This window comes from Actinomadura sp. J1-007 (assembly GCF_009793335.1).
GTDB lineage: Bacteria > Actinomycetota > Actinomycetes > Streptosporangiales > Streptosporangiaceae > Spirillospora > Spirillospora yumaensis.
Map to the genome: position 1 here is coordinate 3,561,163 of NZ_WING01000001.1, position 25,010 is coordinate 3,586,172.

19 protein-coding genes and 3 pseudogenes are annotated in these 25,010 nt (G+C 71.8%); 11 read left to right on the forward strand and 11 right to left on the reverse strand.

Features of this window, described 5'->3' with window-relative positions; all coding sequences use genetic code 11:
* Nucleotides 1-374: 374 nt before the first annotated feature.
* Nucleotides 375-434: pseudogene (locus tag GEV43_RS50350) on the forward strand (helix-turn-helix domain-containing protein); the annotation flags it as partial.
* A gap of 222 nt (nt 435-656) precedes the next feature.
* Here the strand turns inward: GEV43_RS50350 and GEV43_RS16170 are convergent.
* The 4 genes from GEV43_RS16170 to GEV43_RS16185 all read right to left on the reverse strand — a co-directional run bounded on the left by GEV43_RS16170 (nt 657) and on the right by GEV43_RS16185 (nt 5,668).
* Nucleotides 657-2,195 (reverse strand): DUF4153 domain-containing protein, encoded by a 1,539-nt coding sequence (locus GEV43_RS16170; protein ID WP_160821406.1) that lies wholly within the window; start codon nt 2,193-2,195, stop codon nt 657-659.
* Nucleotides 2,192-3,283: a HAMP domain-containing sensor histidine kinase gene (locus GEV43_RS16175; RefSeq protein ID WP_309239660.1), complete on the reverse strand. Its 1,092-nt coding sequence runs from the start codon at nt 3,281-3,283 to the stop codon at nt 2,192-2,194. Before GEV43_RS16175 ends, GEV43_RS16170 begins: the two co-directional genes overlap by 4 nt.
* Complete coding sequence (locus tag GEV43_RS16180) at nt 3,280-3,978, reverse strand: response regulator transcription factor (protein WP_160821407.1); 699 nt, start codon at nt 3,976-3,978, stop codon at nt 3,280-3,282. The genes GEV43_RS16175 and GEV43_RS16180 overlap by 4 nt, the downstream gene beginning before the upstream one ends.
* A gap of 208 nt (nt 3,979-4,186) precedes the next feature.
* Entirely contained in the window at nt 4,187-5,668 is a 1,482-nt protein-coding gene (locus tag GEV43_RS16185) for a glutamate--cysteine ligase (protein ID WP_160821408.1), read from the reverse strand.
* A gap of 366 nt (nt 5,669-6,034) precedes the next feature.
* On the opposite strand from GEV43_RS16185, the gene GEV43_RS16190 reads away from it, so the two are divergent.
* Nucleotides 6,035-7,390 (forward strand): HAMP domain-containing sensor histidine kinase, encoded by a 1,356-nt coding sequence (locus tag GEV43_RS16190; protein ID WP_160821409.1) that lies wholly within the window; start codon nt 6,035-6,037, stop codon nt 7,388-7,390.
* Nucleotides 7,391-7,511: 121 nt separating this feature from the next.
* A pseudogene (locus tag GEV43_RS16195) lies at nt 7,512-8,120 on the forward strand (TIGR04222 domain-containing membrane protein); the annotation flags it as partial.
* A 140-nt stretch (nt 8,121-8,260) separates the two neighbouring features.
* On the opposite strand, the gene GEV43_RS16200 reads toward GEV43_RS16195, so the two are convergent.
* Nucleotides 8,261-8,809, reverse strand: a complete 549-nt coding sequence (locus tag GEV43_RS16200) for a YceI family protein (RefSeq protein ID WP_160821411.1) — start codon at nt 8,807-8,809, stop codon at nt 8,261-8,263.
* A 193-nt stretch (nt 8,810-9,002) separates the two neighbouring features.
* On the opposite strand from GEV43_RS16200, the gene GEV43_RS16205 reads away from it, so the two are divergent.
* On the forward strand, nt 9,003-9,623 hold the full coding sequence (locus GEV43_RS16205) for a TetR/AcrR family transcriptional regulator (protein WP_160821412.1): 621 nt from the start codon (nt 9,003-9,005) through the stop codon (nt 9,621-9,623).
* Between the two features lie 22 nt (nt 9,624-9,645).
* Here the strand turns inward: GEV43_RS16205 and GEV43_RS16210 are convergent, their stop codons facing one another.
* Nucleotides 9,646-10,836 (reverse strand): lipid-transfer protein, encoded by a 1,191-nt coding sequence (locus GEV43_RS16210; protein WP_160821413.1) that lies wholly within the window; start codon nt 10,834-10,836, stop codon nt 9,646-9,648.
* A 155-nt stretch (nt 10,837-10,991) separates the two neighbouring features.
* Here GEV43_RS16210 and GEV43_RS16215 point away from each other — a divergent pair, with 155 nt between their 5' ends.
* Nucleotides 10,992-12,587: an acyl-CoA synthetase gene (locus GEV43_RS16215; RefSeq protein WP_160821414.1), complete on the forward strand. Its 1,596-nt coding sequence runs from the start codon at nt 10,992-10,994 to the stop codon at nt 12,585-12,587.
* Nucleotides 12,588-12,622: 35 nt separating this feature from the next.
* On the opposite strand, the gene GEV43_RS16220 is transcribed toward GEV43_RS16215, so the two are convergent.
* Nucleotides 12,623-13,018, reverse strand: a complete 396-nt coding sequence (locus GEV43_RS16220) for a hypothetical protein (protein ID WP_160821415.1) — start codon at nt 13,016-13,018, stop codon at nt 12,623-12,625.
* A gap of 1 nt (nt 13,019) precedes the next feature.
* Nucleotides 13,020-13,190, reverse strand: coding sequence for a hypothetical protein (locus tag GEV43_RS16225; protein WP_160821416.1), 171 nt, complete (start codon nt 13,188-13,190; stop codon nt 13,020-13,022).
* A gap of 129 nt (nt 13,191-13,319) precedes the next feature.
* On the opposite strand from GEV43_RS16225, the gene GEV43_RS16230 reads away from it, so the two are divergent.
* Nucleotides 13,320-14,171, forward strand: a complete 852-nt coding sequence (locus GEV43_RS16230) for a MaoC/PaaZ C-terminal domain-containing protein (protein WP_160821417.1) — start codon at nt 13,320-13,322, stop codon at nt 14,169-14,171.
* A 208-nt stretch (nt 14,172-14,379) separates the two neighbouring features.
* Here GEV43_RS16230 and GEV43_RS16235 read toward each other — a convergent pair whose 3' ends face one another.
* Nucleotides 14,380-15,108: a hypothetical protein gene (locus GEV43_RS16235; RefSeq protein WP_160821418.1), complete on the reverse strand. Its 729-nt coding sequence runs from the start codon at nt 15,106-15,108 to the stop codon at nt 14,380-14,382.
* A 21-nt stretch (nt 15,109-15,129) separates the two neighbouring features.
* Entirely contained in the window at nt 15,130-15,504 is a 375-nt protein-coding gene (locus GEV43_RS16240; RefSeq protein WP_206681183.1) for a matrixin family metalloprotease, read from the reverse strand.
* A gap of 768 nt (nt 15,505-16,272) precedes the next feature.
* Here GEV43_RS16240 and GEV43_RS16245 point away from each other — a divergent pair.
* The 4 genes and pseudogenes from GEV43_RS16245 (at nt 16,273) to GEV43_RS16260 (ending at nt 22,764) form a co-directional block, all read left to right on the forward strand.
* Complete coding sequence (locus GEV43_RS16245; RefSeq protein WP_175250070.1) at nt 16,273-16,881, forward strand: TetR/AcrR family transcriptional regulator; 609 nt, start codon at nt 16,273-16,275, stop codon at nt 16,879-16,881.
* A gap of 26 nt (nt 16,882-16,907) precedes the next feature.
* Nucleotides 16,908-20,416, forward strand: a pseudogene (gene dnaE / locus GEV43_RS16250) (DNA polymerase III subunit alpha).
* Between the two features lie 402 nt (nt 20,417-20,818).
* Entirely contained in the window at nt 20,819-22,225 is a 1,407-nt protein-coding gene (locus GEV43_RS54895) for a NucA/NucB deoxyribonuclease domain-containing protein (protein ID WP_160821420.1), read from the forward strand.
* A 14-nt stretch (nt 22,226-22,239) separates the two neighbouring features.
* Complete coding sequence (locus GEV43_RS16260) at nt 22,240-22,764, forward strand: peptidase inhibitor family I36 protein (RefSeq protein ID WP_160821421.1); 525 nt, start codon at nt 22,240-22,242, stop codon at nt 22,762-22,764.
* Between the two features lie 118 nt (nt 22,765-22,882).
* Here the strand turns inward: GEV43_RS16260 and GEV43_RS16265 are convergent, their stop codons facing one another.
* Entirely contained in the window at nt 22,883-23,998 is a 1,116-nt protein-coding gene (locus GEV43_RS16265) for a DUF6461 domain-containing protein (protein WP_160821422.1), read from the reverse strand.
* A 163-nt stretch (nt 23,999-24,161) separates the two neighbouring features.
* Here GEV43_RS16265 and GEV43_RS16270 point away from each other — a divergent pair, with 163 nt between their 5' ends.
* Nucleotides 24,162-24,995 (forward strand): phosphoribosylaminoimidazolesuccinocarboxamide synthase, encoded by an 834-nt coding sequence (locus GEV43_RS16270; protein ID WP_160821423.1) that lies wholly within the window; start codon nt 24,162-24,164, stop codon nt 24,993-24,995.
* The last annotated feature ends 15 nt before the right edge of the window (nt 24,996-25,010 follow it).

A 25,010-nucleotide genomic window follows, 5' to 3' on the forward strand; every position in this document is an offset into this window, starting at 1 on the left:
CCCGCCGCACCCCGAGCCTGATCGTGCCCGACCCGGACGGCCCCGGCCGCGCCAAGCTCGTCGACCGCGCGCTCAGCGGCGTGCTCGCCGTCGTCGGCCCGACCGTCCCGGTCGCCGAGGCGGCGCGCTCGATCCAGTGGGCCCGCAAGACCCTCGGCCTCGTCCAGCGCGGGGTGATCGAGGACGGCGCGGGCGTGATCCGCAGCGTCGAGCACATGTCCACGCTGATCCTGTTCCAGGACGAGGAGCTGATCACCTCGCTCGCCGCCCTCCGCCTGGCGCCGCTCGCCCACCTGCGCGCCAGCCAGCAGGACCGGCTCGCCGAGACGCTCCTGGCCTGGCTCCAGTCGGGCCGCAACGCCAACGAGGTCGCGATGCGGCTGCACGTCCACCCGCAGACCGTCCGCTACCGGCTCCGCCAGCTCGAAGAGCTCTTCGGCGACCAGCTCCTGGACCCCGACCTGCGCTTCGACCTGGAGATCGTCCTGCGCGCCCGCGCCCTGCTCGCCGACAACCCGGGCGAGCACATCATCCCCCGGCCCCCGAGGCCGTGGGCGACTCGGCCGAGATCGTCACCTTCCGCCGCACGACCTGACCCGCGCGCCGTTCCGCCCGCCCTTCGCCGGGCGTGCGGTCGGGCGGAACGGCGCGCGGCCTCAGCAGTCCGTGCCGTCCCGGACGGGCCGGCGGTCGAGGAGCGCCCTCGCCTCGTGCCGGGCGAGGTTGGCCGACAGCCGCGTCTCGTCGCCGCCGAGCCGCCGCGCGACGGCCCGCAGCGCGCACGACCGCTGCGGCTCGGGGAGGCGGTCGAGGGCGGGCACGGCGTCCGCCGACAGCCCGCGCAGGTACTGGACGTCGAGCCTGCCCGTGTGCTCGAAGCGGCTCACGTTGCGTTCGGCGATGAACGCGTCGGGGTTCAGCGCCGCCAGCGCGATCAGGCCGGCCGCGCCGCTCGCCGCGACCGCGCGCGGCAGCCACCGCGCCCTGAGCCGTACGCCCGCCGCCGCGACGAGCACGACCACCAGGCCGAGCCACAGCTCGAACGCGTGCACCCAGAGCCGCAGCCGGGTCCAGCCGGACGCCTCCTCGTACAGGTACAGGCGGCGCAGCGCGACCGCGACGACGACCAGGGTCAGCGCGCACAGCAGCCCGAGCAGCGCCCGCACGAGGACCCGGTCGCGGCGGGTCCCGGTCGGGGCGTGCCGCACGGCGAACGCGACGACGGCGAGCACCAGCACGGTCACGACCACGAGCTGGAAGAACCCGCGCCGCGCGTACTCGGCGTAGGTGAGGCCGGTCGAGCGCAGCAGCCGGTCCTTGTCCGCGGCCAGCAGCACGCTCGCCTGCACGGCGCAGAACGCGACGAACAGCAGGTCGAGCGCCGCGATCGGCACCGCCCACGCCCACCGCCCGGCGGCGTCCGGCCGCGCGCGCTCCAGGATCCGCAGCGGCGGCGGGGCCAGCGTGAGGAACGCGAGGGCGAGCGCGAGCACGGCCGTCAGCGCCCCGGCGACCGCCCGCGGCACGACGGGCCCGGCCGACACCTCCGGGACGAGGCTGCCCGCGAGATCGCCGAACGCGGCGTCCGCCCCGGCGAACAGCCCGCCGAACACCGCCAGCAGCGCCGCGACGAGCAGCCCGGTGCGGACGGCGGGCCACGTGCTCGCGCGCCGTTCCGCGGAGAGCCGCCGCACGCCGCGCACGGCCCACGGCAGCATCCGCGCCGCCGCCATCGGCAGGGCCAGGGCCCCGCCGCCCAGCACGGACGTCCACGTCCGCCCGCCGACCGCCCCGTACGACCCGAGGGGAACGGCGAGCAGCAGCGCGAGCCCCACGATCCACGGCGCGTCCCGTACGGCCGCCGTCCCGGCCAGGACCAGCGCCAGCAGGCAGAACGCGATCCCCGTACGGTCGATCCGGCCGCGCGCGGCGACGCGTCCGGCCGTCCAGGCGGTGGAGAACGCGACGGCGGCGACGGCGAGGGCGGCGATCGGGACGTTGACGCCGAAGGAGCCGTTCTCGAAGAAGTCCCCGAGGGCGACCGCCCCGAGGACCCCCGCGCCGAGCACGCGGCCCAGCAGGCTGGGGGAGAGGGGGAGCGGCGGCTCCTTCCAGGCGGCGAAGACCCGTTCGACGGCGGTCGGACGGCGCGGCGCCGGGCGGGGCATGGCGAGACGGGGGAGTTCGGTGGTCATGACGGTTCTCCGAGGGTCGGGGGGAGGGTGACCCGGATGCGGCAGCCCCGCGCCGTGTCGACGACGTGGATGTCGCCGCCGTGCAGGTCGATGGCCCAGCGGGCGATCGCGAGGCCGAGGCCGGTCCCGCCGTCCGGGGTGGCGTGGCCGGCGGCGCCGCGCGAGAAGCGCTCGAAGACGCGGGCCCGCTCGCTCGGCGGGATGCCGGGGCCCTCGTCGGCGACCTCCAGCACGAGCCCGCCGCCGTCGGAGGCGGGCCGGGCCCGCACCGCCACCGGCCGGCCCGGCGGGCCGTGCCGGGCGGCGTTGTCGAGCAGGTTGCCGAGGACCTGGTGCATCCGGTCCCGGTCGGCGACCGCGTGCAGGCCGCGCGGCACGTCCACCTCGAACCGGACGTCCGGGTGCCCGGCCGCGGACTCGGCGGCGACGTCCGCGACGAACGAGGCGACGTCCACGCGCGACAGCGCGAGCGGCACCGCGCCCGCGTCCACCCGCGACAGGTCCAGGAGCTGGGCGACCAGCCGGCCGAGCCGCTCGGTCTGCTCGACGGCCGACTCCAGCACCTCGGGGGTCGCCGGGGTCACGCCGTCCGCGACGTTCTCCAGGACGGCCTGGAGCGCGCTGATCGGGGTGCGCAGCTCGTGCGAGACGTTCGCGACGAACTCGCGCCGCTGCCGGTCCACCTGCGCGAGGTCGGCCGCCATCCGGTTGAACGCGTGGGCCAGCTCGCCGACCTCGTCGCGGGACGTCGCGCGCACGCGGCGGCTGTAGTCGCCGCGCGCCATCGCCCGCGCCGCCGAGGTCATCTCGCGCAGCGGCGCGGTCATGCCGTGCGCGATGAGCTGGGTGACCCCGAGGGAGATCAGCAGGCCGACGGGCAGCGTCTGCCGCGCCCGGAAGCCGAGCGCGTACCCCCACAGCACGATCAGCGTCGCCACGCACGCGGTGACGACCGCCACGACCCCGAACTTGACCTTGATCGAGCGCAGCGGGTCGAGCGGCCGGGGCAGCCGCGTCCACAGCCGCCGGACGATCCGCCGGGCGATCCGCCGGGTCCGGGCCGCCTGCGGCGGGCGGTCCGCGGTCACGGCGCGGCGTCCAGGCAGTAGCCGACGCCGTGCACGGTCCGGATCAGTCCCGGGCCGAGCTTGCGGCGCAGCGCCTTGACGTGGCTGTCGACCACGCGGGTGCCGGACGCGTCGGCCCAGTCCCAGACCTGTTCGAGCAGGACGGCGCGCGTCAGCACCGTCCCCTCGTTGCGGACCAGGCACCCGAGCAGGTCGAACTCCGTCGGCGTCAGGTGCACCTCGCGCCCGTCGCGGCGGACCCGCCGCGCCCTCTCGTCGATCTCCAGCGGTCCGCTGCGCACCGTGCCGGGCGCCCCGCCCGCCGCGGCCGACGCGGCCGGGCGGTCCACGCGGCGCAGCACGGCGCGGATCCGGGCCACCAGCTCCCGCATGCTGAACGGCTTGGTCACGTAGTCGTCCGCGCCGACCCCGAGCCCGACGAGCAGGTCGGTCTCGTCGTCGCGGGCCGTCAGCATCAGGACCGGCACGGGCCGTTCGGCCTGGACGCGGCGGCAGACCTCCAGGCCGTCGAACCCGGGCAGCATCACGTCGAGCACGATGAGGTCGGGCTCGCCGTCGCGGGCGCGCTCGACCGCCGCGGGGCCGTCGCCGGCGAGGTCCACCGCGAAGCCCTCCGCGGCCAGCCGGTCCGCCACCGCCCGCGCGATGGTCGGCTCGTCCTCGACGACCAGGATGCGCTGCTCGTTCCCTGTCACGGGCCCGACTCTAGGAGCGCCCTGCGGATGCTCCGAGGGCGATGTGTGCGGGTTGTGTGAAGATCAGCCCGTTGCGGGCGGTCCGCCGGCGGCGGTGGCGGCGGCGCGGTGACGCGGGAGACGGAGCGGGCGGCGGGGGAGAGGGGGAGCGGATCGGGGTGGGCGGCGGGTCTCGGGGCGGCGGTGGCGGCGGCGCGGAGCGCGGGGGTCAGGGGCCGAGGGGCCAGGTGTGGACGGGCTCGTTGGTGTGCATCAGCTCGACGTACGCGCGGGTCATCATGCGGAGCGCCTCGTGGCGCGGTGTGCCGAACGACTCCTCGATCGCCTCGACGGTGCCGACCTGCCAGGCCGAGCCCGTCCGCCCGGTCACGCAGCGGCGCTCGATGATGCCGAGCAGCCGGTCGCGGCGGGCGGGGTCGACGCCCCACCGGTCCAGCCCCTCGTACGCCATCGGCAGCAGCCTGCGCAGCACCAGCTCGGCGGCCGGGACGTCGCCCATGCCCGGCCAGTAGAGCGTGGCGTCCAGTCCCCGCCGCGCCGCGCTGTGCAGGTTCTCCTCGGCGGTGGGGAACGACATCCGCGTCCAGACGGGCCGCTCCTCCTCGGCGAGCATCCGGACCACGCCGTAGTAGAACGCGCCGTTCGCGACGATGTCGGCGGCGGTGGGCCCGGCGGGCAGCGTGCGGTTCTCGACGCGCAGGTGGGGGCGGCCGTCCACGACCGCGTAGATGGGACGGTTCCAGCGGTAGATCGTGCCGTTGTGCAGGGACAGCTCGGGCAGCTCGGGGATCCCGCCCGCGTCGAGGACGTCCTCGGGCTCCTCGTCGTCGCAGAGGGGGAGCAGGGACGGGAAGTAGCGGGTGTTCTCCTCGAACAGGTCGAACACCGAGGTGATCCAGCGCTCCCCGAACCACACCCTCGGCCGGACGCCCTGCGCCTTCAGCTCCTCGGGCCGCGTGTCGGTGGCCTGCTCGAACAGCGTGATCCGGGTCTCCTGCCAGAGCCGGTGGCCGAACAGGTACGGGGAGTTGGCGCCCATCGCCACCTGCGCGCCCGCGATCGCCTGTGCCGCGTTCCAGTACGCGCCGAACTGCTCGGGGCTCACCTGGAGGTGGAACTGGACGCTCGTGCACGCGGCCTCCGGCGTGATGCAGTCGGTGTGCATCCGCAGCGGCTCCTCGCCGTCCACCGCGATCCGGAACTCCTCGCCGCGCGCCGCGAAGATCTGGTCGTTCAGCATCTTGTAGCGGCCGTTGGTCGAGAGCGTCTCCTCGCCGATGTCGGCCCGCCGCAGCGTCGGCAGGATCCCGATCATGACGAGCCGGCCGCCGAGCTCGCGGCTGCGGGCGTCGGCGTGGTCGAGGTGGCCGGACACCTCGGTCTCCAGCTCGCCGGTGCCCTCGCCGCCCAGCTCCCGCGGCGGGATGTTGATCTCCAGGTTGAACTGGCCGAGCTCGGTGGCCCAGGCCGGGTCGGCGATCGCCTTCAGCACGTCGGCGTTGCGCATCAGCGGATCGCCCAGCTCGTCGATCAGGTTCAGCTCGATCTCCAGCCCGATGTGCGGCCGGTCGAAGTCGAACTGCGACTCGCCCAGCATCCGAGCGAGCACGTCCAAGCACCGCCGCACCTTGTCGCGATAGCGGCGCCGGTCCTCGCCGCTGATCGTCACGGCGGCCACGTCCCTGCCCATGTGTCCGTCCCTGTGGTCGGGGGAACCGTCACAAAACGGGATGTCCAGGGAGTTGTCGCTGGAAACCCCGGGCGGTGTATCGGGCGTTCCGATATGTGACCGGTCGGTAGCGTATGGAATCCACCGCGCGGCCGGCCTGCGTCCCGTGACAGTCTGTGATGGCCCGAGACGCCTCCCCCGGCCTCCCGCGTCCGTCCCGCCCGCCGCCCCGGCGCCCGTCCGGCGCATGCCCTCGCCCGTCCGGCGACGGCTCCGCCACGGTCCCGCCCGTCCGGCGACGATGTGGTACGTCCGGCACGCCGGGGGATGTCGTTGTGCTGGTGGTTTGCGCCATCCTGTGAGCTGGACCGAACGGTGGGAGGGCGGATGCGGATGCGACCCAGGTCGATCCGGGCCAGGGACACGCTCGTCGCCGCCGTGCTCGCCGCGCTCGTCCTCGGCGCGATCGCGACCGCCGTCGACCTGTCCATGCGCAACACGGTCAAGGGCGACCTGCTCCAGCAGACGCAGCTCGCCGCCCGGCGCGCGAGCGGCGGCGTGCGCGACGGCACCCTCGCCACGCCCATCCCGGACGACACCGGCGGGCGCGTCCTCGTGCAGGTCGTCGGCGCCGGCGGCCACGTGCTCGACTCGACGCCCGCCGCCGCGGGACGGCCGCCGCTCAGCCGCCTGTGGCCGTCCGCGAACGTGCGCGTCCGCGACGTCATCGAGTGCGAGGGCAAGGGCCCCGGCGGCTCCTGTGACCTCGTCGAGGTGATCCGGGTGACCACCGCGCCCGACTCGGTCGTGGTGTACGCCTCCAAGCCGATGCCGTCGTACCTGGTCACCGGGTTGCTGGAGGTGCTGCTCGGCGCGGCCGTGCTCGTCTTGACCGCGCTCGTCGCGTGGGTGACCTGGCGGGTCGTCGGCCGCACCCTCGGGCCCGTGGAGGCGATCCGCGCCCAGCTCGCCGAGATCAGCGCCAGCGACCTCAGCCGCCGCGTCCCCGAGACCCCCGGCGAGGACGAGATCGCGCAGCTCGCCCGTACCGCCAACGAGACCCTCGACCGGCTGGAGCGGGCCGTCGCGCGGCAGCGGCAGTTCGCGTCGGACGCCTCGCACGAGCTGCGCACGCCGATCGCCGGGCTGCGCACGAACCTCGAGGACGCGGCCATGCACCCGGACGACACCGACCTGCACGACGTCGTGCGGTCCGCGCTCCGCGACACCGACCGGCTGGAGTCGATCGTCACCGACCTGCTGCTGCTCGCCCGGATCGGCACCGGCGGCATGGCCGCCCAGGAGCCGATCGACCTCGCCGAGCTGACCGCCGCCGAGATCGACCGCCGCGCGTACGGCGCCGGGCCCCGCGTCGAGCTGGCCCGCGACGTCACCGTGCGCGGCGTCCGGATGCAGCTCGTCCGGCTGCTCGGCAACCTGCTCGACAACGCCGACCGCTACGCCGGCGGCGTCGCCGCGGTGGAGGTCGCGCGGGACGGGCACGACGCGCTGCTGACCGTCAGCGACGACGGCGGGGGGATCGCCGAGGAGGACCGCGAACGCGTCTTCGAGCGCTTCACCCGCCTCGACAGCGCCCGCAGCCGCGGCGCCGGAGGCACGGGCCTCGGGCTCGCCATCGCCCGCGAGATCGCCCACGCCCACGGCGGGACGCTGCGCATCGAGGACGCCCCGAAGGGCGCCCGCTTCGTCCTGCGCCTGCCCCTCCAGCACGACCAGCGATGATCCACGTGGGTCTGGTGACCCTGCGCGCGCCGTACGGACGGGCCACGCTTGACCGCACGGCCGGCCGTGCGGACGGCGCGGATCCGGCCCGGGACGACGCGGGCCCCGGCCCCGGAAGGCGGCGGCGATGACGGCGGGCGACGAACTGGACCTCTACGAGACCGCGTACCTGGTCGCCGGACCGCCGCGGGTGGCGCTCGTCGCCCTGGTGGCGCTCTGCGAGGAGCGGCGCGTCAAGGTGTCGGCGGCGCGGCACCGGGTGGACGCCCTGGTCCGCGAGCCCGCCGACGACATGGAACGGGCCGTGCTGGACGCCGTTCCGGACGCGGGGAAGCTGCTCGGGAAGGTGCTGCGGGAGGTCGAGAGGTCGGACGCCGTCGCGGACGTCCGGGAGGCGCTCATCGAACGGGGCCTGCTGTCCCGCCTCCGGTGGCCGGGCGCGCCGGGCCGTACCGGCGAGGGGCGGAGGGAACGCGACCGCCTGGTGGCGGACGCGCCCGCGAAGGGCCTGCGCGCGGTGGCGGCGGGCGGCGCGGAGGCCATCGCCGACGGGCGGCTGCGCCGCGTCTTCACCACGCCCGACCCGGAACCCGTGAAGGTGCGCGACAAGCGGCGCTTCGGCGGGCTCGGCGGACGGGACACGCCGGGCCTCGGTCGCTACACCGGCGACGGCCACCTGGGCCAGAGCGGCGACATCGGCTCCGACTCGGGCGGCTCCTCCGGCATGTGACCGTCCGCCCGGACCCGTGGCCCGGGCCCGGCTCCGTACACCGGGAACGCCGGAACGGGCCGTCCGTTCGCGACGGACGGCCCGTCCGGAAGGCCCCATTCGGGTGGAACGTTCCTGGGCGCGGCGGCGGCGCGGCGCGGTCAGGCGCGGACGGCCTGCACCTCGAGCTGGATCTCGACCTTGTCGCCGAGCATGGCCCGGTCGCCCTTGAGCGGGACGTTGAACTCCACGCCCCAGTCCTTGCGGTTGATCGTGGTGGTGGCGGAGAAGCCGGCGCGGACGCCGCCCCACGGGTCGTCGGCGACGCCGTGGAACTCGACCTCCAGGGTGACCGGGCGGGTGATGCCGCGGACCGTGAGGTCGCCGTCGACGTAGTGCGAGCCGCCCTCGGCGCGGACGCCCTTGGTGGCGAACGTCATCGTCGGGTGGTTCTCGATGTCGAGGACGTCGGCGGAGCGCACGTGGGCGTCGCGGTCGCTGTTGCGGGTGTCGATGGACGCCATCTGGATCTCGGCCGTCGCGGTCGAGTCGGCGAGGTCGTCCGCGACCACCACGGCGCCGGAGAACTCGGTGAAACTGCCCCGGACCTTGGTCATCAGGTGCCGGATGGCGAAGGTGACCTCGGAGTGGCTCGGGTCGATGTTCCAGGTGCCGGCGGTCAGGCCGGGGGCGGAGGTGGCGATGCTCACGGGGCTCTCCAGAAGTACTTGAAGTTTCAACGACCTGAGGGACATTAGTTGAGGGTTCAAGCACGTGTCAAACCCCGCGCATTCCCGGGACGCGGCCCCGGCCGCGAGATCCTCCGGTGCCGGTACGGTAACGCTCCCCGGCCCGGATGCCACATACAGCGCGTACTGTTTGTTTCTTGGCTACGATTCGGGCATGGCCACGCCCCGGCGCACCCAGGAGGAGCGCACCGCCGCGACCCGGCGCGCGCTGCTCGACGCCACCATCGACTGCCTGGTCGAGTACGGCTACCACGGCACGACCACGACCCGGGTGGTGGAGCGGGCGGGGGTGTCGCGCGGCGCGCAGGTGCACCACTTTCCCACCAAGAACGACCTGGTCGTCGCGGCCGTCCAGCACCTGGCGACGCGGCGGGCCGCCGAGTTCGTCGACCGCGGCGGGATCGGCCGGCTGCGCCGCTCGCGGGACTGGGTCGGCGACACCCTCGACCTGGTGTGGGAGATCCACCAGGGCCCGCTGTTCGAGGCGTCCATGGAGCTGTGGGTGGCCTCGCGCACCGATCCCGAGCTGCGCGAGCACGTCGCGTCGTTCGAGCGCATGGTCACCGCGAGCATCATCGACGTGAGCGCGGCGCTCGTCGGCGACCGGGTGGACGACCCGGAGTTCCGCGGCGACCTGTACCTGGTGCTGGAGGCGATCCGCGGCCTGCGGATGCTCCAGTTCGTCCATCCGGCCTCGGAGGAGCGGGCCCAGGAGCGCTGGACGCGCTCGAAGGCCCGGCTCCGCACGATGCTCGGCGACCAGCCGGTCCCCTGACCCCGCGGTCAGGGGCGCGCGGTCAGCGGGCGGGCTTGTAGACGGTGACGACGGCGGCGCCGCCGAGGCCGATGTTGTGCTGGAGGGCGCCGGTGGCGCCCTCGACCTGGCGCCGGTCGGCCGTGCCGCGGATCTGCCAGGTCAGCTCCGAGCACTGCGCGAGGCCGGTCGCGCCGAGCGGGTGGCCCTTGGAGATCAGCCCGCCGGACGGGTTGACGACCCAGCGGCCCCCGTAGGTGTTGTCGCCGCTGTCGACCAGCTTGCCGCCCTCGCCCTCGGCGGCGAGCCCGAGCGCCTCGTAGGTGAGCAGCTCGTTGGTGGAGAAGCAGTCGTGCAGCTCGACGACCTGCACGTCGTCCGCGCCCATGCCCGCCTCGTCGTACGCCTTGCGGGCGGCGAGCGCCGACATCTCCGCGCCGACGATCGTGATGGCGCTCTTGCTGTCGAACGTGGACGACAGGTCGGTCACCATCGACTGGCCCGCGATCTCGACCGCGCGGTCCCACAGGCCGTTGCCGTCCACGAACCGCTCGCTGGCGATGATCGCGGCGCCGGACCCGTCCGAGGTGGGCGAGCACTGGAGCTTGGTCAGCGGCTCGTAGACGGTGCGGGCCGCCTTGATGTCGTCCAGGCTGTACTCGTCCTGGAACTGGGCGTACGGGTTGTTGACCGAGTGCTTGTGGTTCTTCCAGCCGATCCGCGCGAACTGGTCGGCGGTCGTGCCGTACCGCTTCATGTGCTCGCGTCCCGCCGCGCCGAACATGTACGGCGCGATCGGCTCGCCGCCCCACTCGTACAGCGGGAACAGCTCCTTGAGGTGGTTCAGCATCGGCTGCTCGCGGTCCTCGTAGGTGGAGCCGAGCGAGCCCTTCTGCATCTTCTCGAAGCCGAGCGCGAGCGCGCAGTCCACGACGCCGGCCTTGACGGCCTGCCGCGCGAGGTACAGCGCGGTCGAGCCGGTGGAGCAGTTGTTGTTGACGTTGACGACCGGGATGCCGGTGACGCCGAGCTCGTACACGGCGCGCTGCCCGGAGGTGGACTCGCCGTAGACGTACCCGACGTACGCCTGCTCGATCTTGTCGTAGCCGATGCCCGCGTCCTGGAGGGCCTTGGTGCCCGACTCCCGCGCCATGTCCGGGTAGTCCCACTCGCGGCTGCCGGGCTTCTCGAACTTGGTCATGCCGACGCCGACCACGAAGGTCCTGTTGCTCACGTTCGTTCCTCCACGCCTTGAGCGGGCCCTTGCCGTACGCGCGGCCTGTGCGCGCGCGGTCCCGTCCAGGCGCGACGCTAGGCCCTGTCTAAGAAACAGTCAAGCTTGTATGTTTCTAGGGTCGGACGACGCGCAGGCCCACCCCCGGAGGACGGATGACTCGCAGCTTCAACCTGGCCGACCTGTTCGAGATCGTGGCGGACGCGGTGCCGGACAAGCTCGCGCTCGTCGCGGGCGACGCCCGGCTCACCTACCGCGAGCTGGACGAACGCGCGAACCGCGCCGCGCACCACCTCGCCGCCGCGGGGATCGGGCCGGGCGACCACGTCTCGATCCTCGCCTACAACCGCGCCGAGTGGATCGAGACGCAGATCGCCGCCTGGAAGCTGCGCGCGGTGCCCGTCAACGTCAACTACCGGTACACCGCCGACGAGCTGGCGTACGTGATCGGCGACTCGGAGTCGGCCGCGCTCGTCGGCGAGCGGTCGCTGATCGCGCGGCTCGGCGCGGCGCGCGGCGAGTTGGGCCGCCTGCGGCACGTCCTGGTCATCGAGGACGGCTCGGACGACGAGGTGGACGGCGCCCGCTACGAGGAGGCGCTCGCCGCCGCGTCCCCGGACCGCGACTTCGCCGAACGCTCCAGCGACGACCTCTACCTGCTCTACACCGGCGGGACGACCGGGATGCCGAAGGGCGTCATGTGGCGCTGCGAGGACATCTTCATGTCGGCCATGTTCGGCGGCAACCTCCTCGGCGACCCCGTCTCCAAGCCCGAGGAGCTGGGGACCAAGGCCCTGGACGGCGGCGTCACGACCATGGTGTGCGCGCCGATGATGCACGGCGCCGGGATGTGGGTCGCGTGGATCGCGCTGACCTCCGGCTCCACCCTCGTCCTGTGGACGGGCCGCAGGTTCGACACCGCCGCCGTCCTGGAGGTCGCCGAACGCGAGAGCGCGCAGGTCCTGCTGCTCGTCGGCGACGTGATGGCCCGCCCGATCGCCGACCGGCTCGCCGCCGCGCCCGGCGCGCACGACCTGTCGAACGTCATCGCGATCGGCACCGGCGGCGCCGCGACGTCCCCCGACGTCAAGGCGCGGCTGCACGAGCTGATCCCGTCCCTGCTGGTCGTCCTGGACGCGTTCGGCGGCTCGGAGACCGGCGCGTCCGGCCAGGCCGTCGAGCCCGCCGCCGACGGCTCGCCGCGCTTCATGCCCCGTTCGGCGGACGTCGCCGTGCTGGACGAGTCGCTGCGGCGCGTCCCGCCCGGCTCCGACGCCATCGGCCAGCTCGCCCGCACCGGCCGCATCCCGCTCGGCTACTGGAAGGACGAGGCCAAGACCGCGAAGACGTTCGTGACCGGCGCCGACGGCGAGCGCTGGGCGCTCCAGGGCGACATGGCCCGGGTGGACGCGGACGGCTCGATCATCCTGCTCGGCCGCGGCTCGCTGGTGATCAACACCGGCGGCGAGAAGGTCTTCGTGGAGGAGGTCGAGGCCGCGCTGAAGACGCACCCGGCCGTCTACGACGCGCTCGTGGTCGGCGTCCCCGACGACCGCCTCGGCTCCCGCGTCGCCGCCGCCGTCTCCCTGGCGGCCGGCGCCGCCCCCGTCACGCCGGACGAGCTGATCACGCACTGCCGCACCGCGATGGCCGGCTACAAGGTCCCGCGCGACATCCGCATCGTGGACGAGGTGAAGCGCTCCCCCGCCGGAAAAGCCGACTACCGCTGGGCCCGCTCCCTCCACACCTGACCCGCCCAAGGCCGGCCGCGCGCCGTTCGCCGGGGTCACGCCGGGACCGCCGGGTTCTCGATGGCGCGTCGGACGATGGTCTCCGCCGTGCTCAAGTCGTTCGCGGCGGCGAAGCGGCTGCCGTCGCCGCCGCGCGCGAACCACCACTGCCCGTCCTCGTAGACGCACCGCACGGTCACGCCTCCGATCGGGGACGGCCGGTTCCGGGCCGGGCCGGCGCTCGTGGCGATCACGTACAGCACGACCTCGTGCGCCCGGTACCCGAAGCCCGCGCAGAACCCCGGCACGGTCGTGAACCGCTCGGCCAGGCGCGTCAGGTAGGTCATGCGCTCCCGGTTCGGCACCGCGAGCCGCACGCCGGTCCGCTCGACGTCCGGGACGGGCGGCGGCGTGCGCGGTCCCTTGGAGGAGACCGCGTGCCGTCCCGACATCTCACGCCACCGGGTTGATCACGCGGCGGACGGCTGCGGCGGCCTCGCGCGGGTCGTGCGGCAGCTCCTCGTCCCACGCCCACATCGCGCGGACCGCGCCGTCCCGGCGAACGGCGGTGATCTCCTCGTTGAACCGCGCATTGACCCCGCGAGCACACAGGAACGGCCGCATGTTGCCGCCGGGGTCGTCGCGTTCCGGGCTCGTTCGCTGATCCGGAGCTGCGGGGGTCGCGGTGGGCGGGAGAAGTAAATACAGTCAGGGCTGTATGTATCTGCCGAACCGTCCGCCGGAGGAACGAGCATGAGCGACCAGCCGCAGATGAACACCGAGAGCCTCGGGGTGTGGAGCGACCCGTTCGGGTTCGAGGTCGAGCGCGAGCGCGCGATCGCGTACGCGAAGGCGACCAACGACGACAACCCGCGGCATGTGTCCGGCGAGCTGGCGCCGCCGGTGTTCGCGATCGTCCCGGTGTTCGAGGGGATGATCCCGCCGCTGTTCAAGGTCGTTCCGGACAGCCTGATCCCGTTCGTGGTGCACGGCGAGCAGGACATGGTCTTCCACCGGCCGATCGTGCCGGGCATGAGCCTGGTGTCGCGGGCCAAGGTCACCGGGTTCGCGTCCAAGTCGTCGGGGACGACGGTGTCGGTGAAGCTGGAGACCCGCACGGACGGCGGGGACCTCGTGAACGAGCAGTGGATGGTGTCGTTCTTCCGCGGCTACCAGGCGGGCGAGACGCTCGGCGAGCTGGCGCCCGCGCACACGTTCCCCGAGGAGCTGCGGGCCGGCGCGCTGCTCGCGGAGGTCGTCCAGCACGTGGACGAGGACCAGACGTTCCGCTACTCCAAGGCGTCCGGCGACCCGATGCCGATCCACCTGGACGAGGAGTTCGCGAAGTCGGCCGGGCTGCCCGGGATCATCGCGCACGGCCTGTGCACGATGGCGTTCACCTCGCGGGCGGTGGTCGAGTCGGCGGCGGGCGGCGACCCGGCGCGGCTGAAGCGGCTCGCGGTGCGCTTCTCCAAGCCCGTGCTGCCCGGCCAGGACGTCACCACCCGCATCTGGGACAAGGGCGACGGCTCGGTGGCCTTCGAATCGACGTCCAGCTCCGGCGACGTCGTCATCAAGGACGGCCTGGCAGAGATCGGAGACTGAGCGCGCCCGTGAATGGGCGTCGCTAACGGACGCGCAGTGCGGTGGTAGATCGAAGCCGCCGCCGCGGCGGCGCTCATCACGGTGCCGCGGCGGCGGATTCGGGGCGCTCGTCCGGTAGGCGGTCGATCGGGCCGGCCGAGATGAACGGCACGGGTCCGCTCTCGTCGCCAGGCCCCCGGCTGCCCCGGCGGTTGGTGGCCCGAGGCGTTCAGTCCAGCGCACGGACCTTCTTGGCCAGCTCGCTGAGCTTCCTGAGCCGCTCGCCGTCCTTGCGCATGGTGGGCGGCCCGGCTGGATCGCCGCTCTCGGCGGCGATCGGGCTGACCACCGTCCTGGCTCCTTGGGTGAACATCCCGCCTTCCAGGGAGATGACGTCGTAGAACGCCTTGGACTCGGCGGGGATCGGCCGAGCGCCGGGCTTGGAGACGTTCGGCGGTGTGCCCTGCCAGCGCAGGAACCACACCGACTTTCCTCGCGGCAGGGAGGCGCGCAGCGCCGCGACGGGGTTGGGGGAATCCACGGTCGCCTCTCCGAGGAACTCCACCACCACCTCGTTGAGCTCTGGCCGGAGCCTGCCGTGCAGGGTCTCGACCGGCCGGAGAACGACACCGGTCATCGGTACTCTGGCCTCGGACGGGCCGACGACGCGGGTCCGGCGTACGTCGGCGACCTCCGCGACGATCACCGCGGTGGCCTTCCTCGCGCCGGCCGCCAGGTCGCGAGGAGGCTTGACCAGCAGTGCGCCCGGCATCCGGAACCGGTTGAAGAATCTCACGTTCTCGGAGCGGTAGGCGTCGAGTTCCGCGTCGGCGACCGCGGCGCCGCGCGCCATGGCGGTCCGGTGCGGTGTGGCGGTCACCTGATCGCCGCCGCAGCCTGTGGCGACGGATGCGGCCGCGAGCAGCAGGGTCACCGGCATGGCTCTGTGCGAAGGCATCTTCTTCATATCCCCATCCGCTCAGTAGTGGCCGTTGATGTGGCCTCGGTCATGGGCGTCCAGCGTGGCTGCGGCGCCTTCCCCCGCATTGGTGTACATGCATGAGTCCAGAGTGTTTCTGTGCCGGAGTCCCACCGTGTGGCCTGTTTCGTGGCAGGCGATCTGCCGACGTTGAGTCGCGGTGTCGAACACACCGGAGTAGTGCCAGTAGTAGTAGGCGTTGAAGCGCAGATGCTGGCCCCGGCACCACCCCGTGCCCGCGGCACGGTCGCCCCCGGTCCCGGTATTGGTGTCCGGACACTGCGCCCAGCCGACGACCCCGTTCCTCACGCCCCAGTCGAAATCGGCCATCCTCACGTCGGGATAAGGGTCCGCTTGGTCGACGTAGGCGTTCATGTCCGTTGGGGTGTAGACGTTCGCCAGAGACCACCTGACGGCGTCGTCGAGACCGGGGACGTCGGATGCGACATCGTCGCCGAAACTCCCATCGAGAAAGACAGAGTGTTCGTTGTTGTTCGCGAGGCTGACGCAGTTGCGCGGCTCACCTCCGCAGGCCGTAGATCCCCAGTTGTCTGCGTGTGCGGCCGGAGTGACCACTTGGGTCGATACTCCAAGTGCAATTCCCGAAAGGACCGCACCTGCCTTTGATGCGCTTCTCAATCTTGGAGAACGAGGGTTCCTCCTCAATCCTTGTACGGGCTTCGCGGCTGGTGGTGTGCCCACGGGCGGCCTCCTTGCTGCGGCGAGTCTGCCTCAACCAGAAGACGGCCCGCCCCGGCCTTGATCAACCTTCGGGGCCGGTCTTGGACGATAGTCGCCCAGGGGTGAACGGGCAGGCCGTGTGGAGCGTCATGTCTGCCGAACAACGAGATTCGACAAGTTCAAGTGGCCCATCCAACAAGCAACGTTGGACAATACGCGCCGAGGTTATAAACAAATGTAAAGGCGTACATCGATGTCCGAGCGGAAGTGATTTTGCGGCTATGCCTCATGGCGGGTTCCGGGCACGGCTCCGCGGGCCCAGGGTCGGTTCTCGTTGCCTTGCGCTGTGCCGCCGGCGCGCTGCGGGAAGCCGAGTGACGGCAGGTGTGCGGACGGGGCCGCCGAACCCGATTTGAACGAACGTTCTGAACGGGCGTTCAAGGCTGCGGTACGGTGGGGCGCATGGGACATCGGGAGGAGCTCATGGCCGCCGCCAAGCGCTGCCTGGAGGAGCGCGGGTACGCGCGGACGACCTCGCGCGACATCGCCGCCGCCGCGAACGCCCCGGTCGGGACGATCAACTACCACTACGGCTCCAAGGACGCCCTGATGAACGCGGCGCTCATGGAGATGGTGGGCGAGTGGGGCGACCGCACGGTGCACGACGCCGTCGCCCGCGGGGAGGACGCGGGCGGGGTCGGGGAGCGGCTGGTGCGGATGTGGGACCGCGTCGCGCAGGCGGGGGTGACGGACCGGCCGATGCTCCTCGGGACGATCGAGGCGCTGGCCCAGGTGGAGCACTCGGCCGACGTCCGCGGGCGGATCGCGGACGCGTACGAGGACGGGCGGCCCCGGATGGCCGCCGACCTGCACGGCCTCGACGCGGCCGAGGACCCCGAGACGGCGCGGGCCGTCGGCTCCGTGCACATGGCCCTGGTCGCCGGGCTCGGCCTCCAGTGGCTGGTCGATCCGGAGCGCGCGCCGTCCGCCCGCGAGGTCGCCGCCGGGCTCCGCGCCATCGCCCGCGACCTCGAAGCCGACGCGACCGACCAGGCCGAAGCGACCGGCTGACCGAGAACGAACAGGGGAGCGGGAGAGTGGCCCGGCCTTTCACCCACCTTCACGTGCACACGCAGTACTCGCTGCTGGACGGGGCCGCGCGGCTCAAGGACCTGTTCGAGGCGTGCGCCGCGATGGGCATGACGCATCTGGCGATGACCGACCACGGCAACCTGCACGGGGCGTACGACTTCTTCCACCAGGCGCGGGCCGCGGGGATCACGCCGGTCATCGGGATCGAGGCGTACGTCGCGCCGGAGTCGCGCCGGACCAAGCGGAAGATCCAGTGGGGCCGCCCGCACCAGAAGCGGGACGATGTGTCCGGGTCGGGCGGGTACACGCACAAGACGATCTGGGCGGCCGACCGGACGGGGCTGCACAACCTGTTCCGGCTGTCGTCGGACGCGTACGCCGAGGGCTGGCTCCAGAAGTGGCCGCGGATGGACCGCGAGACGCTCTCGCAATGGTCGGACGGGCTGATCGCCTCGACCGGCTGCCCGTCCGGCGAGGTGCAGACGCGGCTGCGGCTCGGGCAGCCGGACGAGGCGCTGCGCGCGGCGGCCGACTACCGGGACATCTTCGGCGAGGGCCGCTACTTCCTGGAGCTGATGGACCACGGCATCGAGATCGAGCGCCGCGTCCGCGACGGGCTCCTCGACATCGGCCGCCGGCTCGGCATCCCGCCGCTCGTCACGAACGACTCGCACTACACCTACGCCGAGGAGGCGGCGGCGCACGACGCGCTGCTGTGCATCCAGACCGGCAAGAACCTGACCGACCCCGACCGGTTCCGCTTCGACGGGTCGGGCTACCACCTGAAGCCGCCGGAGGAGATGTACGCGATCGACGCGTCCGACGCCTGGCAGGAGGGGTGTCGCAACACGCTGCTCGTCGCCGAGCAGGTCGACACGGCCGGGTGGTTCGAGAAGCGGGACCTGATGCCGAGGTTCGAGGTGCCGGACGGCTACACCGAGGTCACCTGGTTCCGGGAGGAGGTCGAACGGGGGCTGCGGCGGCGCTTCCCCGACGGGCTCGGCGACGAGTACCGGCGGCAGGCCGACTACGAGATGGACATCGTCGTCCAGATGGGCTTCCCCGGCTACTTCCTCGTGGTCGCCGACTTCATCATGTGGGCCAAGGACAACGGGATCGCGGTCGGCCCGGGGCGCGGCTCGGCGGCCGGGTCGCTCGTGTCGTACGCGCTGGGGATCACCGACCTCGACCCGATCGAGCACGGGCTGATCTTCGAGCGGTTCCTCAACCCCGAGCGGGTGTCGATGCCGGACGTGGACATCGACTTCGACGAGCGCCGCCGCGGCGAGGTCATCCGGTACGTGACCGAGAAGTACGGCGCCGACCGGGTCGCGATGATCGGCACGTACGGCACCATCAAGGCCAAGAACGCGATCAAGGACTCGGCCCGCGTGCTCGGCCTGCCGTACGCGACCGGCGACCGGATCACCAAGGCGATGCCCGCCGACGCCGGGGCAAGGGCATCGAGCTGGCCGGCATCACCGACCCCGAACACCCGCGCCACGGCGAGGCGGGCGAGGTCAGGGCGATGTACGAGAACGAGCCGGACGTCCGCAAGGTGATCGACACCGCGCGGGGCGTGGAGGGGCTCGTCCGGCAGATGGGCGTGCACGCGGCCGGCGTGATCATGTCGAGCGAGCCGATCACCGACCACGTGCCGGTGTGGGTGCGGCACGCCGACGGCGTCACGATCACGCAGTGGGACTATCCGAGCTGCGAGGCGCTCGGCCTGCTCAAGATGGACTTCCTCGGCCTGCGCAACCTCACCATCATGGACGACGCGGTGACAATGGTCAGGGCCGGGAAAGGGATCGACCTCGACCTGCTGTCCATCCCGCTCGACGACGCGAAAACGTACGAGCTTTTCGGGCGGGGCGACACGCTCGGGGTATTCCAGTTCGACGGCAACGCGATGCGTTCGCTGATGCGGCTGATGAAACCGGACGGATTCGAGGACATCACCGCCGTGACGGCGCTGTACCGGCCGGGCCCGATGGGCATGAACACCCACACCAACTACGCGCTCCGCAAGAACGGCCAGCAGGAGATCACGCCGATCCATCCCGAACTGGACGAGCCGTTGAAAGAAGTGCTCGGCCTCACGTACGGCCTGGTCGTCTACCAGGAGCAGGTGCAGAAGGCCGCACAGGTCCTCGCCGGGTATTCGCTCGGGCAGGCCGACCTTCTCCGCCGCGCGATGGGCAAGAAGAAGAAAGAAGTGCTCGACAAGGAGTTCGTTCCGTTCCGCGACGGCTGCCGTGAACGCGGCTACAGCGACGAGGCGATCCAGGCCGTGTGGGACGTGCTGGTGCCGTTCGCCGGATACGCGTTCAACAAGGCCCACGCCGCCGCGTACGCTCTGGTCTCGTACTGGACGGCGTACCTCAAGGCCAACCACCCGGCCGAGTACATGGCGGCGGTGCTGACCTCCGTACGCGACGACAAGGACAAATCCGCGGTCTACCTCAACGAATGCCGCCGGATGGGCATCAAGGTCCTGCCGCCCGACGTCAACGAGTCGTCCGCCGACTTCTCAGCACAGGGCGAGGACGTCATCCTTTTCGGCCTCACCGCCGTACGCAACGTCGGGCAGAACGTGGTGGACTCCATCATCGGCACCCGTTCCAAAGGCCGCTACACGTCGTTCCCCGATTTCCTCGACAAGGTCGAGACGACCGTCTGCAACAAACGTGCCGTCGAATCGCTCATCAAGGCCGGCGCGTTCGACGGACTCGGCCATACTCGCAAGGGCCTCACCGCCCGTTTCGAGCCGATGGTCGACAGCGCCGTCCAGGTCAAGCGCAGGCAGGCCGAAGGGCAGTTCGACCTGTTCGGAACGGCCCCGGAGAACGGACCGGCGCCCGGCCTCGACCACGACTTCCCCGACGACGAATGGCCGAAGCCGTACCTGCTCGCGCAGGAGCGCGACATGCTCGGCCTCTACGTCTCCGACCACCCGCTCCTCGGCGTCGAGCACGTCCTCGCGCGCCGCTGCGACGCGACCGTCCCGCAGCTCACCGGCGGCGAGCACCCGGACGGCGCGGTCGTCACGATCGGCGGGATCGTCTCCGGACTCCAGCGCAAGATGACCAAGCGGGGCGACGCCTGGGCCATCGCCACCGTCGAGGACCTCGCCGGGACGATCGACTGCCTGTTCTTCCCCGCGTCGTACCGGCTCGTCTCGGACCGGCTCGCCGAGGACGCGATCGTCCTGGTCACCGGCCGCCTCGACCGGCGCGAGGACGTCCCGCGCCTGGTCGCGACCGACCTCGCCGTCCCCGACCTGACCCCCGACGGCGAGCCCGTCCGCCTCGACCTGCGGGAGTCGCAGGTCACCCCGGACGCCGTCCGGCGGCTGAAGGAGATCCTCCGGTCGCACCCCGGCCCGACCGAGGTCCACCTGCACGTCCGCGGCCCGGTCAAGACGATCGTCTACCGCCTCGGCTACCGCATCACCGTCCGCCCCGAATTCTGGGCCGACCTCAAAGCCTCCGTCGCCACCACCCGTCCCTAAATCAGACCGACCGGGAGGACGGCCTCGTCCAGGTGGCGCGGAGAACGGAGATGAGTGGTCAGGGCCCGGCACGACCCGCGGCGCACAACCGATCTCCCGCGTCTGCCGGAAAGCTGAAGCACGACACCCCTTGTGTATTAACCGAAAAGGCAGTGAAGGGGGGCGACGCGTGAGGAGGCCGTCGCGTTCACTGGCGGGCTTGGCCTGATTCCGCCACCGCAGGTGGAGCGGTGATAAATAATCCTTTGCCTGCCGCCCCCCTTGTGTCGAAATTCCGACCCGCCTACCTTCTGGGCCGCGAACATATGTTCGTAACTCTGTTCGAACGTCAGTTGTCGCAGAGTGAAGACGAGCTTCGTGAACAGGAGGAACATGCGGACCGTACGGACTTATTCTCGTCGTGTGTCGGCCGCAGTCGGCGGGCTGCTGCTGGCCGCCTCACCGCTCGCGCCGACACCCGCCGGAGCCGAGCCGCCACCCGGCCCTCCCTCCGTACCCGGGCTGTACGGCGCCGACGGCCGAACGCCTCGGCCCGAGCCCCGGACCAGGCAGGAGATGGCCCAGCGGCTCGGCGAGATGCAGCAGGCCAACACCTACACCGCCGATCCCGACATGATCGGGGCGGATGGGACCGCCCGCGTGTCCAAGGCGGGCGACCTGGAGACCGACTGCAAGAAGGAATTCCCCATTCCCGGGACTTCGGACCACTCCGTTCAGGATGGCTGGGTGCGCGACCACTACGCATGGTGCACACGACAGCAAATGACCTTGAAGTACAGCGACAAACCCCTGGACATCGCCTACTTCACCCTCACCATTCTGGGCGTCGGCAGCAAGAACAGCCGCCAGGCCACGTTCACGGTCCGGCTCTCGGACTGGGTGCACCCGCCGGGAAGCGGACCCGAGTGGGCCGAGGTCCCTCTCTCGGTCCAGCTGGCTTGCTCGACGGTGAACACGGGCGGGAACTGCAAGCCTTCCGGCACCGTCCTACGCCCGGTCGCGCAGTGGAAGATCCAGCCGGAGGCGACGTTCACCCTCTCCTCGGACAACGCCGGTGAAGCCGTGGAGAAGGTCGTCCTCGGCCGGTTCACCTTCACCCTTTCCTGGCCGGGAGCACCCACCCCGCACTCCTACGCCAATTACGCCCGCTTCGATTCCGCCCAGTACATGAGGAAGGGCAGCCAGAAGGGCGCCATCTTCAACGCGGTCGTCCCCTCCTGGCCGCTGGACGGCAAGGAACCGCGGATCAGGGAATCGGTCAAGCACATCTCCAACGCGTGCAAGCGCCCGGACACCACCGACCCCAAGGTGAGTTACCCCAAGGTCATAGCCGGGTGCAGTCGCACCAACATCATCCACCGGCTCAAGCACGACATGACGCGGCGCAGGGCCAACCGCGCCGACGCCGTCGCGGTCTGCCGGGCCAAGGACCCCAACTACCCCTCGAAGGGACTCAGCTGCGACGAGTACCCCTTCTCCTGCACTTACGAGGGAGCGGCCCAGCCGAAATACGACAGGCTCGTCAAGTACGGCATGTTCTCCGCCCGCGCCATCACCGCCGTGGACAACAGCACGTCCGGCAGCATGCTCGGCGCCTGGTACGCCAGCGACCGGATCCTGGACTTCCGCAGCGCGGCGTCCTGGACCGACCCCACCGACGGCAAGACCAAGCAGATCCAGGACCCGTTCTACGTCCGCATCGAGAACGACCCCAACACCGCCGCCTCGCTCGGACGGCTGATCGACCGGCTGCACCTGGCCGACAAGGCCGCCGACGACCCCGACCCGCTGGACTGCAACAGCGAATGAGCCAAGGAGCCCACATGAAGATCGTCCAACTCGGCCTCGGCGCCGCGGCGGCCGCGACGGCCTTCGGCCTCACCATCCCGCCGGCCCATGCCGTCGGTACGCTCACCGCGGAGCCCTCCGGCAGCGACGTTCAGGCCCAGATCAACACCCAGCTCCGCGACCACCCGGGCGGCCGCCAACTCGACGCTCACCGGGTCGCGTACAAGGGCGGATCGGTGGTGATGACCTTCCCCGCCGCCACCCGCGCCGCCACGCCCTGCCCGACCGGCTGGTACTGCTTCTACCAGTACAAGAACTTCGGCGGCCGCATGCTCCAGTTCCGCGACTGCGGAGGCACCCAGTACTTCACCGACTACGGTTTCAAGGGCAAGACGACGTCCTGGCGCAACACCACCGGCCACCTGGTCATCACCTACGAACAGGACACCGACCCGATCCGGCTGCTGTGGCGCGAACTGGCCCGCAGCGAGTCGTCGTTCGTCGGTGAGGGCCAGGACAACCGCGCGGACTACTTCGACACGATCTGCAATGGCGGATGACTCCCGCTGAGACACCATGCCCGGGCGGCGGCAGCACCACGGACCGCGGTACTGCCGCCGCCCGAGCTCGTCGCCGGCACATCTGCTTGGACGGTGCCGCGAGTTCACCGTGGACGCGTCAAGGCGTCCCTTCTCTGATCAGCTCGAAGATGTCGGAAAGCAGTGCCAGACGTTCCTCGATACCGGGCCAGCCGCGATTGCGTGCCGCCCAGATCGTTTCCTCCATGGCATGCGTCGGGTCGGGATCGAGTGCCGAGATCAGCGCTCGCACCGCGTCACATCCCTGAAACCGGTGTTGGGCCTCCGAGCCGGGTCCTTCGTCGCCGCCTCCGCGCGCACGTGCGGCGATCCCGCTTCTCTTGAGACGGTCGTACACCGCTTCGAGCCGCTGGACGGCCTGGTCCGCCTCGTGGCCGGCGGGACGGTCGGCGACCAGCGCCCGAGCCCGGGCCACGTCCGGGTCATCCAGCTCGCAGTAGTCGAGGATCGTGGTGACGTAGATGTCCAGCAGCGTCGGCAGGCGAGCGGGGACCGGGTCGGCGACGATCTCGCCCAACCGGGGGTCGGCCCGGACCAGCGGGTGGTCCGCGAGTTCGTTCAGGGCGGGGCCGTCCGGTGCGAGGCCGTCGGTGATCAGGTAGCGGACGTGGCGCCGGTCCAGCCAGCCGGCGTCGACGCCGCGGCCGGTCGCTCGTTCCCCGGCCAGCAGGGCCGCCGCCTTGATATCGGTGTCAGGGACCTGGAGCAGGTCGTCGGAGGGCCGACCGAGAGGTAGTCCTTCGAAATGCCGGCTGAGTCGTTCCGGAGCCGCGCCCCACATGTCATCGCCGTCGAACGGCTCGATCGCTCCGACGACCCGGCCGCTCTCGGCGAGCACCACCCGGCTGTCCAGGTTGATGTTCCAGTACGCCGCGTACGCCGTCTCGCCGCCCGCGGTCAGAGCGCGCAGCACCTCCGGCCGGGTCCCCTGGAACCCGTTGATCTCCACTGCCAAGGACCAGCCCTCACCCAGGTCGCCCACCAGCAGCACTGTGGGAAGGGGCACCTGGTACTCCGGCTCGGCCGCGCGCGCCGCGTCCAGGGTGGACGGCACCGCCGTGGACAGGTCCGCGCCGAACCGTTCCGCGACGACCTCTGGAGCCCCCTGGCACCACGTGACGCACAGGGCGCCGCCCAGGCCAGGGTCTCTTCGGAGCAGCGCGCGATAAGCCTCGAGCGAGTCCGCATGGGCCATGGCACATGATGCTTCAAGGCCCTTGCGCGGATGTCAACGCCCCGGCGGCCGGGCGGGTGAAGGGGCGTGCGGGGGGCGCTGACATTATCGTCCAGGTCGGCCGCTGCGGGCCGGCGCACGCGACCCGGCGCGGAGGGCCGCCCGGCAGGAGATGGGGAACGGTATGGAGCTGGTGCACTCGGGCAAGGTCCGGGACGTCTACGCGGACGGGGACGACCTGGTCCTGGTCGCGTCCGACCGGGTGAGCGTCTACGACGTCGTCCTGCCGACGCTGATCCCCGACAAGGGGAAGATCCTCACGCAGCTGTCGCTGTGGTGGTTCGAGCAGCTCGCCGACGTCACGCCCAACCACGTCATCTCCGGGACGCGGGTCCCGGACGAGTGGGCCGGGCGCGCCATCCGGTGCCGCCGCCTGACCATGCTCCCGGTCGAGTGGATCGCGCGGGGCTACCTGGCGGGCCTCGGCCTCAAGGAGTACGAGAAGTCGGGCGCCGTCTCCGGGGTGGCGCTGCCGGACGGGCTCGTGGAGGCGTCCAGGCTGCCCGAGCCGATCTTCACGCCGACGACGAAGGCGACCGAAGGGCACGACGAGTTCATCACCTACGACGACGTGGTGGACGAGATCGGCGCCGAGACCGCGGCCGAGCTCAAGGACGTCACGCTGGAGGTCTACCGGCGCGGCGCGGCGCTCGCGGCCGAGCGCGGGATCGTCATCGCCGACACCAAGCTGGAGTTCGGCCGCGCGCCGGACGGCACGCTGGTGCTGGGCGACGAGGTCCTCACCCCCGACTCGTCGCGCTTCTGGCCGGCCGACGAATGGGAGCCCGGCCGCCCGCAGCATTCCCTCGACAAGCAGTTCGTCCGCGACTGGTCCAGCACCCTCGACTGGGACCGCACCCCGCCCGGCCCCGAGATCCCGAACGAGATCGTCGAGGCCACCCGAGCCCGCTACGTCGAGGTCTACGAACGCCTCACCGGCACCCGCTGGGACGGTTGACGGCCCGTCCCGGCC

Bases quoted from the DNA above. Each gene is read 5' to 3' on its own strand.
- GEV43_RS16170 (WP_160821406.1), bottom strand. From the start codon at position 2,195: ATGACCACCGAACTCCCCCGTCTCGCCATGCCCCGCCCGGCGCCGCGC.
- GEV43_RS16185 (WP_160821408.1), bottom strand. From the start codon at position 5,668: ATGGGCAGGGACGTGGCCGCCGTGACGATCAGCGGCGAGGACCGGCGC.
- GEV43_RS16190 (WP_160821409.1), top strand. From the start codon at position 6,035: ATGCGGATGCGACCCAGGTCGATCCGGGCCAGGGACACGCTCGTCGCC.
- GEV43_RS16205 (WP_160821412.1), top strand. From the start codon at position 9,003: ATGGCCACGCCCCGGCGCACCCAGGAGGAGCGCACCGCCGCGACCCGG.
- GEV43_RS16215 (WP_160821414.1), top strand. From the start codon at position 10,992: ATGACTCGCAGCTTCAACCTGGCCGACCTGTTCGAGATCGTGGCGGAC.
- GEV43_RS16220 (WP_160821415.1), bottom strand. From the start codon at position 13,018: ATGTCGGGACGGCACGCGGTCTCCTCCAAGGGACCGCGCACGCCGCCG.
- GEV43_RS16225 (WP_160821416.1), bottom strand. From the start codon at position 13,190: ATGCGGCCGTTCCTGTGTGCTCGCGGGGTCAATGCGCGGTTCAACGAG.
- GEV43_RS16230 (WP_160821417.1), top strand. From the start codon at position 13,320: ATGAGCGACCAGCCGCAGATGAACACCGAGAGCCTCGGGGTGTGGAGC.
- GEV43_RS16235 (WP_160821418.1), bottom strand. From the start codon at position 15,108: ATGCCTTCGCACAGAGCCATGCCGGTGACCCTGCTGCTCGCGGCCGCA.
- GEV43_RS16240 (WP_206681183.1), bottom strand. From the start codon at position 15,504: ATGAACGCCTACGTCGACCAAGCGGACCCTTATCCCGACGTGAGGATG.
- GEV43_RS16245 (WP_175250070.1), top strand. From the start codon at position 16,273: ATGGGACATCGGGAGGAGCTCATGGCCGCCGCCAAGCGCTGCCTGGAG.
- GEV43_RS16260 (WP_160821421.1), top strand. From the start codon at position 22,240: ATGAAGATCGTCCAACTCGGCCTCGGCGCCGCGGCGGCCGCGACGGCC.
- GEV43_RS16265 (WP_160821422.1), bottom strand. From the start codon at position 23,998: ATGGCCCATGCGGACTCGCTCGAGGCTTATCGCGCGCTGCTCCGAAGA.
- GEV43_RS16270 (WP_160821423.1), top strand. From the start codon at position 24,162: ATGGAGCTGGTGCACTCGGGCAAGGTCCGGGACGTCTACGCGGACGGG.